At 62.4% G+C, this 5,973-nt stretch carries 9 protein-coding genes; 4 read left to right on the forward strand and 5 right to left on the reverse strand.

Translation table 11 applies throughout. The features are described from left to right. Both RMO18_RS18360 and RMO18_RS18365 read left to right on the forward strand, forming a co-directional pair. The coding region (locus RMO18_RS18360) for an RNB domain-containing ribonuclease (protein ID WP_309667879.1) at positions 1–1,165 on the forward strand (1,165 nt) is incomplete at its 5' end. Positions 1,166–1,295: 130 nt separating this feature from the next. Then, complete coding sequence (locus RMO18_RS18365) at positions 1,296–2,528, forward strand: lytic murein transglycosylase (RefSeq protein WP_309667881.1); 1,233 nt, start codon at positions 1,296–1,298, stop codon at positions 2,526–2,528. Between the two features lie 57 nt (positions 2,529–2,585). On the opposite strand, the gene RMO18_RS18370 is transcribed toward RMO18_RS18365, so the two are convergent. Both RMO18_RS18370 and RMO18_RS18375 read right to left on the reverse strand, forming a co-directional pair. Continuing rightward, the gene (locus tag RMO18_RS18370; protein WP_309667882.1) at positions 2,586–2,834 is read right to left on the reverse strand and encodes a hypothetical protein; all 249 of its coding nucleotides are present in this window, start codon (positions 2,832–2,834) and stop codon (positions 2,586–2,588) included. 211 nt (positions 2,835–3,045) lie between these two features. Next, a complete protein-coding gene (locus RMO18_RS18375) occupies positions 3,046–3,582 on the reverse strand; it encodes a hypothetical protein (RefSeq protein ID WP_309667883.1) in 537 nt (178 codons plus the stop codon). A 256-nt stretch (positions 3,583–3,838) separates the two neighbouring features. Between RMO18_RS18375 and RMO18_RS18380 the strand changes: the two genes are divergently transcribed. Further along, positions 3,839–4,279 (forward strand): cytochrome c, encoded by a 441-nt coding sequence (locus RMO18_RS18380; protein ID WP_309667884.1) that lies wholly within the window; start codon positions 3,839–3,841, stop codon positions 4,277–4,279. A 54-nt stretch (positions 4,280–4,333) separates the two neighbouring features. On the opposite strand, the gene RMO18_RS18385 is transcribed toward RMO18_RS18380, so the two are convergent. The 3 genes from RMO18_RS18385 to RMO18_RS18395 are packed head-to-tail and all read right to left on the reverse strand — an operon-like array spanning position 4,334 to position 5,195. Further along, entirely contained in the window at positions 4,334–4,597 is a 264-nt protein-coding gene (locus RMO18_RS18385) for an I78 family peptidase inhibitor (RefSeq protein WP_309667885.1), read from the reverse strand. 15 nt (positions 4,598–4,612) lie between these two features. Then, complete coding sequence (locus tag RMO18_RS18390) at positions 4,613–4,894, reverse strand: I78 family peptidase inhibitor (RefSeq protein WP_309667887.1); 282 nt, start codon at positions 4,892–4,894, stop codon at positions 4,613–4,615. 13 nt (positions 4,895–4,907) lie between these two features. Beyond that, positions 4,908–5,195, reverse strand: a complete 288-nt coding sequence (locus RMO18_RS18395) for an I78 family peptidase inhibitor (protein WP_309667889.1) — start codon at positions 5,193–5,195, stop codon at positions 4,908–4,910. Between the two features lie 73 nt (positions 5,196–5,268). Between RMO18_RS18395 and RMO18_RS18400 the strand changes: the two genes are divergently transcribed. Continuing rightward, on the forward strand, positions 5,269–5,973 hold a 705-nt coding region (locus tag RMO18_RS18400), incomplete at its 3' end, for an alcohol dehydrogenase catalytic domain-containing protein (protein ID WP_309667891.1).

Here is a 5,973-nt window from a genome sequence, read left to right on the forward strand (position 1 = left end):
CGGCCACCGCTTCGTGCGCGGCCTCATGCGGTCGGCGGCGTCCTTGCACTATGCCCAGGCGCAGGAGGCGCAGGACGGGGTTCCCGACGATGTCACCGCAGCGCTGGTCGAAACCGTGATCAAGCCGCTCTATGCCGCCTACGATGCCTTGAAATCAGCGCGCGAACGCCGCCAGCCGCTGGACCTTGACCTGCCCGAGCGCAAGATCATCCTCAGCGAGGCGGGCGATGTCGTCTCGGTCGCGTTCCGCGAGCGGCTGGATGCGCACCGGCTGATCGAGGAGTGCATGGTGCTGGCCAACGTCGCCGCCGCCGAAACCCTCATCGCGCTGAAAACCCCGCTGCTGTACCGCGTCCACGAAGAACCAAGCCCCGAGAAACTGGAGGCGCTGCGCGAGGTGGCATTGGCATCCGGGTTCACCCTTGCCAAGGGGCAGGTGCTGAAGACCGCGCATCTGAACCGGCTACTGGCGCAGGCCGAGGGCACGGAATTCGACGAACTGATGAACATCTCCACCCTCAGGTCGATGACGCAGGCCTATTACCACCCGGAGAATTTCGGGCATTTTGGTCTGGCATTGCGCAACTATGCGCATTTCACCAGCCCGATCCGGCGCTATTCCGACCTGATCGTGCATCGGGCACTGATTGCCGGGCATGGCTGGGGGGATGACGGGTTGTCGGTTTGGGATGTGGAAAATCTGGAGGAGACGGCCAAGCTGATTTCCGACGCGGAGCGGCGCAGCATGGCGGCGGAACGCGACACCACCGACCGCTATCTGGCGGCGTTTCTGGCCGACCGGGTGGGGGCGGAGTTCACCGGGCGGATTTCCGGCGTGCAGCGGTTCGGGCTGTTCGTGAAGCTGGATGAGACCGGCGCGGATGGGCTGATCCCGATCCGGGCGGTGGGGCGAGAGTTCTTTCATTACGACGAGGGCAGCCAGACCCTGACTGGATCTGACACTGGGGTGACCATCGGCATCGGCCAGCGGGTGCTGGTGCGGCTGGCCTCGGCAGTTCCGGTGACCGGCGGGCTGACGCTGGATCTGCTGGAGATCGAGGGGCAGGCGCTGAAGGCAGGGGCGCGCAAGGGCGGGCGCTTTGCCCCGCGCAAACCCGCGCAGGCGGCGGCGAAAAAGCGCAGAGTGGTGCGCAAGCGGACATGACGGGACCGGGGGGTTTCACACCCCCCGGAACCCCCCGTGGGATATTTGGCGAAGAGGAAGCCGGATTTGAGCCTCAACTTGTCGGGCGGGGATGTTAGGGTGGCGCGGAACGGACGAGATCGGTGAGAGCATGTCTTTGGGTCGCGTAGCGGTGTTCCTGGCGGTGATGGGTGCGGCCTGGATGAGCGCAGTCTGGCCCGGCCGGGCGGAAACAACCTTGTCGGAGGCGCAGATGACCGAAGCAGGCTCGCAGGCGGGGCTAGCGGCCTGGGTGCCGGGCTTTCGCGACCGGGCCTTGGCGGCGGGGGTGTCGGCGGCCACGTTCGATCAGGCGATGCGCGGGGTGGAATTCAACCCCAAGACGGTGGAGCGCGACCGCAACCAGAACGAGTTTACCAAGACGATCTGGGATTACATGGATACCGCTGTGTCGGAAGACCGGGTGGCGCTGGGGATCAAGGCGCTGGCTGCGAACGGCGAGTTGCTGGAGCGGATCGAGGCGACTTATGGCGTGGACAAGGAGATTGTCGTGGCCGTCTGGGGGTTGGAAAGCGCCTATGGCACGTTCAGGGGCGATCTGCCGGTGATCGGGTCGCTGGCGACCCTGGCTTATGACGGGCGGCGCGGGGTGTTCTTTGAGGCCGAACTGATCGCCGCGCTGAAGATCATCGAGGGCGGGCATGTGACCGATTTCCGTGGCAGTTGGGCCGGGGCCAGTGGGCATACGCAGTTCATGCCGACCTCGTGGGAGAAGTTCGCCGTCGATTTAGACGGCGACGGCAGGCGCAACCTCTGGGGCGATGATCCGGCGGATGCGCTGGCGTCCACCGCCGCGTATCTGAAGCATTGGGGCTGGAAGAAGGGCGCACTCTGGGGGCTGGAGGTGCGGCTGCCTGAAGGCTTTGATTACGACCAGACCACCGAGGCGGTGAAAAAGCCCGTGGCGGAGTGGGCAGCGCTTGGGGTGGTGCCGGCTGCGGGGGGCGGGTTGCCGGACCATGGGCTGGCGTCGGTCTTGCTGCCCGGTGGCGCACGCGGGGCTGCGTTTCTTATCTTTTCGAATTTTCAGGTGATCGAGAGATACAACACCGCCGATGCCTATGTGATCGGCATCGGGCATCTGGCTGACCGGATCACGGGTGGCCCGCCGATCGCCGCAAGCTGGCCGCGCGATCTGCGGGCGCTGACTTTGCCTGAACGGATGGAACTGCAGGAACGGCTGGGGGTCGCGGGGTTTGATGCGGGCGGGGTGGATGGCCGGATGGGACCCAAGACCATCGCCGCAGTGAAGGCTTTCCAGAAGGCGCGGGGGCTTGCACCCGACGGCTATCCGAGCCTTGAGATCCTTACCCTGCTGGATTGAAATCCACAGGCCAGGAGGGAGCTCCTGGCCTGTGCGATTTTACAAGTCTTGTGCAGATTACTGCGCGGACAGGATCGCCTTGACGGCGCCAGCCGGGTTGCTGCCAGCGCTCAGGTCGTCAGAGTTCGAGAACAGGCTCACGATCTGGGCGTATTGGGCGTTGGTGAGGTTGCTGAGGTCAGCACCGGGAACCATGGTCAGGATTTGCGATTCGATTGCCGAAGAAAGAGCAACCGGAGCGGTCTGAGCAACTGCGCCCGTGGCAGCAGCAGCGATCAGAGCCGAAGCGAGAATAAAGCTTTTCATAGTGTGTATCCTTATGTTTCGATTTGATTTCCATCCCCTTGGTTGGGGCGGTGATAGAGAGATGGGCCTTGCCGATCAGAATGTGAAATCACAGTCGATTCACGGCGGATCGCCGAGATGTGAAGTGCCGTGCATCTTGACAGTGTCTGGCAACTGAACTCTCAAGTTTTGTTGGTTACGCTGGGGCATGACGCTCACGTAAAGGCCGATGTCACGCGGCGTTGAAGTCGCTGCCACTGCACTGTGCATTATTGCACAGAATTTTTCTGCTGACTTTTTGTGCAACGTCACGGCACTGGCCAGATGCTTCGGCACATTGCAGCATGCTCGTCCTTTGTTGGCACTCCCCGAGCCGAATTCCCCGAGCCGCATGGCCTTTGTCGAACTGCCCACGTTGTCGAGTTTCACCTTTGTCGTGGGCGCGTCGCACCCTGAGGAATTCATCATGCGTGAGCTGTTCGCCGCCACTTGCGAACGCAGTCGGACCAGAGGCGAACACGGCAGTTGTCTCGACGAGGCTCGGGCTTCTTACAAGATGTCGAGGCGCTGCCGCCCGCGCGCAACCCGCGTCGGCCTCCAGCTCATTCAGGGCATGACGTGCGGCCTCGGCGACATCCTGTTCAGCAACACCGACGACCAACAGGCCCGGACACATCGCCGTGGCATCGCGCAGCGGCTGGTTCAGCGACAAGCCCGCGGCCTCGGGGTTCAGCGAAGTGATGACCTGCGCACCGTTCCGGTCGCCCACGATGGCGGGCGTATGTTTCTGTGTTGTTCACGTTATGATACGATGCCAAGCAAGAGTCGGGTCCGCATTCGACGCACCACTTCGGGTTGAACCTGCAGTGATGACAATTACGTGAGCAGCTCTCCAACTGCAAAAAAGCATACTTCCGGGACAAAATGTCACGCATATACTGCCCGAATAGAAACCGGCCCAGACTCCGAAACCGGCCCAGACCCCACCACAAGTCCAACAGAAAATCCAACACGGAGCCAGACAAATGAAATTTACCAAACTCCTTGCCGCAGCGGTCATTGTTGCCGCTGGTGTCGCTTATGCAGAAGTGGAAGCGACCGATCCGAACGTCATCGCGCATCAGGACCTGATGAAGATGATCGGCAAGAACACCGGTATCCTGGGCGACATTGCCGGCGGCAAGACCGCCTATGACGCCGCCGCCGCCGAGGGCGCAAAAGCCGCGCTGATCGAAGCTTCGGCCAAGATCGAGGCCACCTTCAAGGAACAGGGCGCCGCTGACCCCGGATCAGAAGCGAAACCGGAAATCTGGACCAGCTGGGATGATTTCCTGAAAAAGGCCGGGGCACTGAATGCCGCCGCAACCGCAATGGACGTGGCTTCGGTTGAAACCATCGGTGCGGGCATGGGCGGCCTTGGTGGCGCCTGCAAGGACTGCCACACCACCTATCGCGTGATGAAGTAACCCGGACTAAGTCGCGGGCGCCCCAGTCGGTGAACGGGGCGCCCGCGCCTGTGGTCAGCCGCAGCTGACCTCTTCGATCCGGCCGGTCCGGCCGATGATGATGTTCAGCCGTTCAGGATTGAGGTCCATCGTCACCGGGGTGTCGGGATAGATGACGCGGGTTCCGATTGGAAACGTCATCGCGGCGATGATGTCAGCCGACTGGCCGACCAGGCTCTGGCTTCCCGATGCGCCACAAGCATCTTTCGGCTCAGGCTCGGTGACGGGAACGCAGGCCGCCATGGCCAGCGCTGCAAAAAGCGGAAGTGTGCGGATCATGCTGTGTCCTTTTTGTTAGCCGCAAGTGACGCGCTCGATCACGTCACCCGCACCTAACCAGATATTCAACCGGTTGGGCGAGAAGTCCATCGTCACCGCCATACCCGGCTGGATCACGCGCACGTCGTTGGAAAAGCGCATCCCGTTCAGCACGCTGCCGGGCTGGCCGACAAGGCCCTGAAACACGGCGGCGTTGCATTGTTCCACCGGCATCGGGTCGATCGGCACCTGCGGGTCGATCTCGTTCTCGACGCAGGCCATCAGGGCAAGGGGTGCAAGCAAGGCAAAAGATTTCATGGTCAGGCTCCTCTCAGCCGCAGGTCAGTTGGGTTATCACGTCAGCGTCGTCCAGAAAGACGTTCAGCCGTTGCAGGCTGAAATCCTCGGTGATGGCGTCGCCGGGGCGGATCACCCGGCGGGTGACATCGGCGCGCCCCGCAGGCAGCAGGGCAACCGGCAGCCCGATGTAGTCTTGCAAAAGGTCAGCCCCGCAGGTGGATTGCGGGATGATGCCTCCCGGTCTTGGCATCGGCGTTGGCTCTTCGACGCAGCCGGCAAGGGCCAGAGCGGCGGCGAGAATGACGTAAGGCTTCATCATATGTCGTTTCCTGCGTTGCGTTCGCATCTGGTTTCGCACAGCCTGCACCCAAACATAAGGGAGGGAATACCATATGCGCACCCGTGCCGCCGTTGCTGTAGAAGCCGGAAAACCGTTGCAGATCATGGAGGTAAACCTCGCTGACCCGAAAGAGGGCGAGGTTCTGGTGGAAATCAAGGCCACCGGCATCTGCCACACCGATGAATTCACCCTGTCCGGTGCGGACCCCGAAGGACTGTTTCCCGCCATCCTTGGCCACGAAGGTGCCGGCGTCGTCATCGCCTGCGGGCCGGGGGTGAAAACCCTGAAGCCGGGTGATCATGTGATCCCGCTTTACACCCCTGAATGCCGCGAATGCCCGTCCTGCCTGTCGCGCAAGACCAACCTCTGCACCGCGATTCGCGCCACCCAAGGGCAGGGCCTGATGCCCGACGGCACCAGCCGGTTCTCGATGCTGGATGGTACACCGATCTACCATTACATGGGCTGCTCCACCTTTGCCAACCACACCGTTGTGCCGGAAATCGCCCTCGCCAAGGTCCGCGACGACGCGCCTTTCGACAAGATCTGCTACATCGGTTGCGGGGTGACCACCGGCATCGGCGCAGTCCTTAACACCGCCAATGTGGAGGCGGGAGCCAAGGCCGTGGTCTTCGGCCTTGGTGGCATCGGGTTGAACGTCATTCAAGGCCTGCGGATGGCCGGGGCCGACATGATCATCGGCGTCGACATCAATGACGACAAGAAGGCATGGGGCGAACGCTTCGGCATGACCCAC

This window comes from Tabrizicola sp., assembly GCF_031377265.1.
GTDB lineage: Bacteria > Pseudomonadota > Alphaproteobacteria > Rhodobacterales > Rhodobacteraceae > JAUYQR01.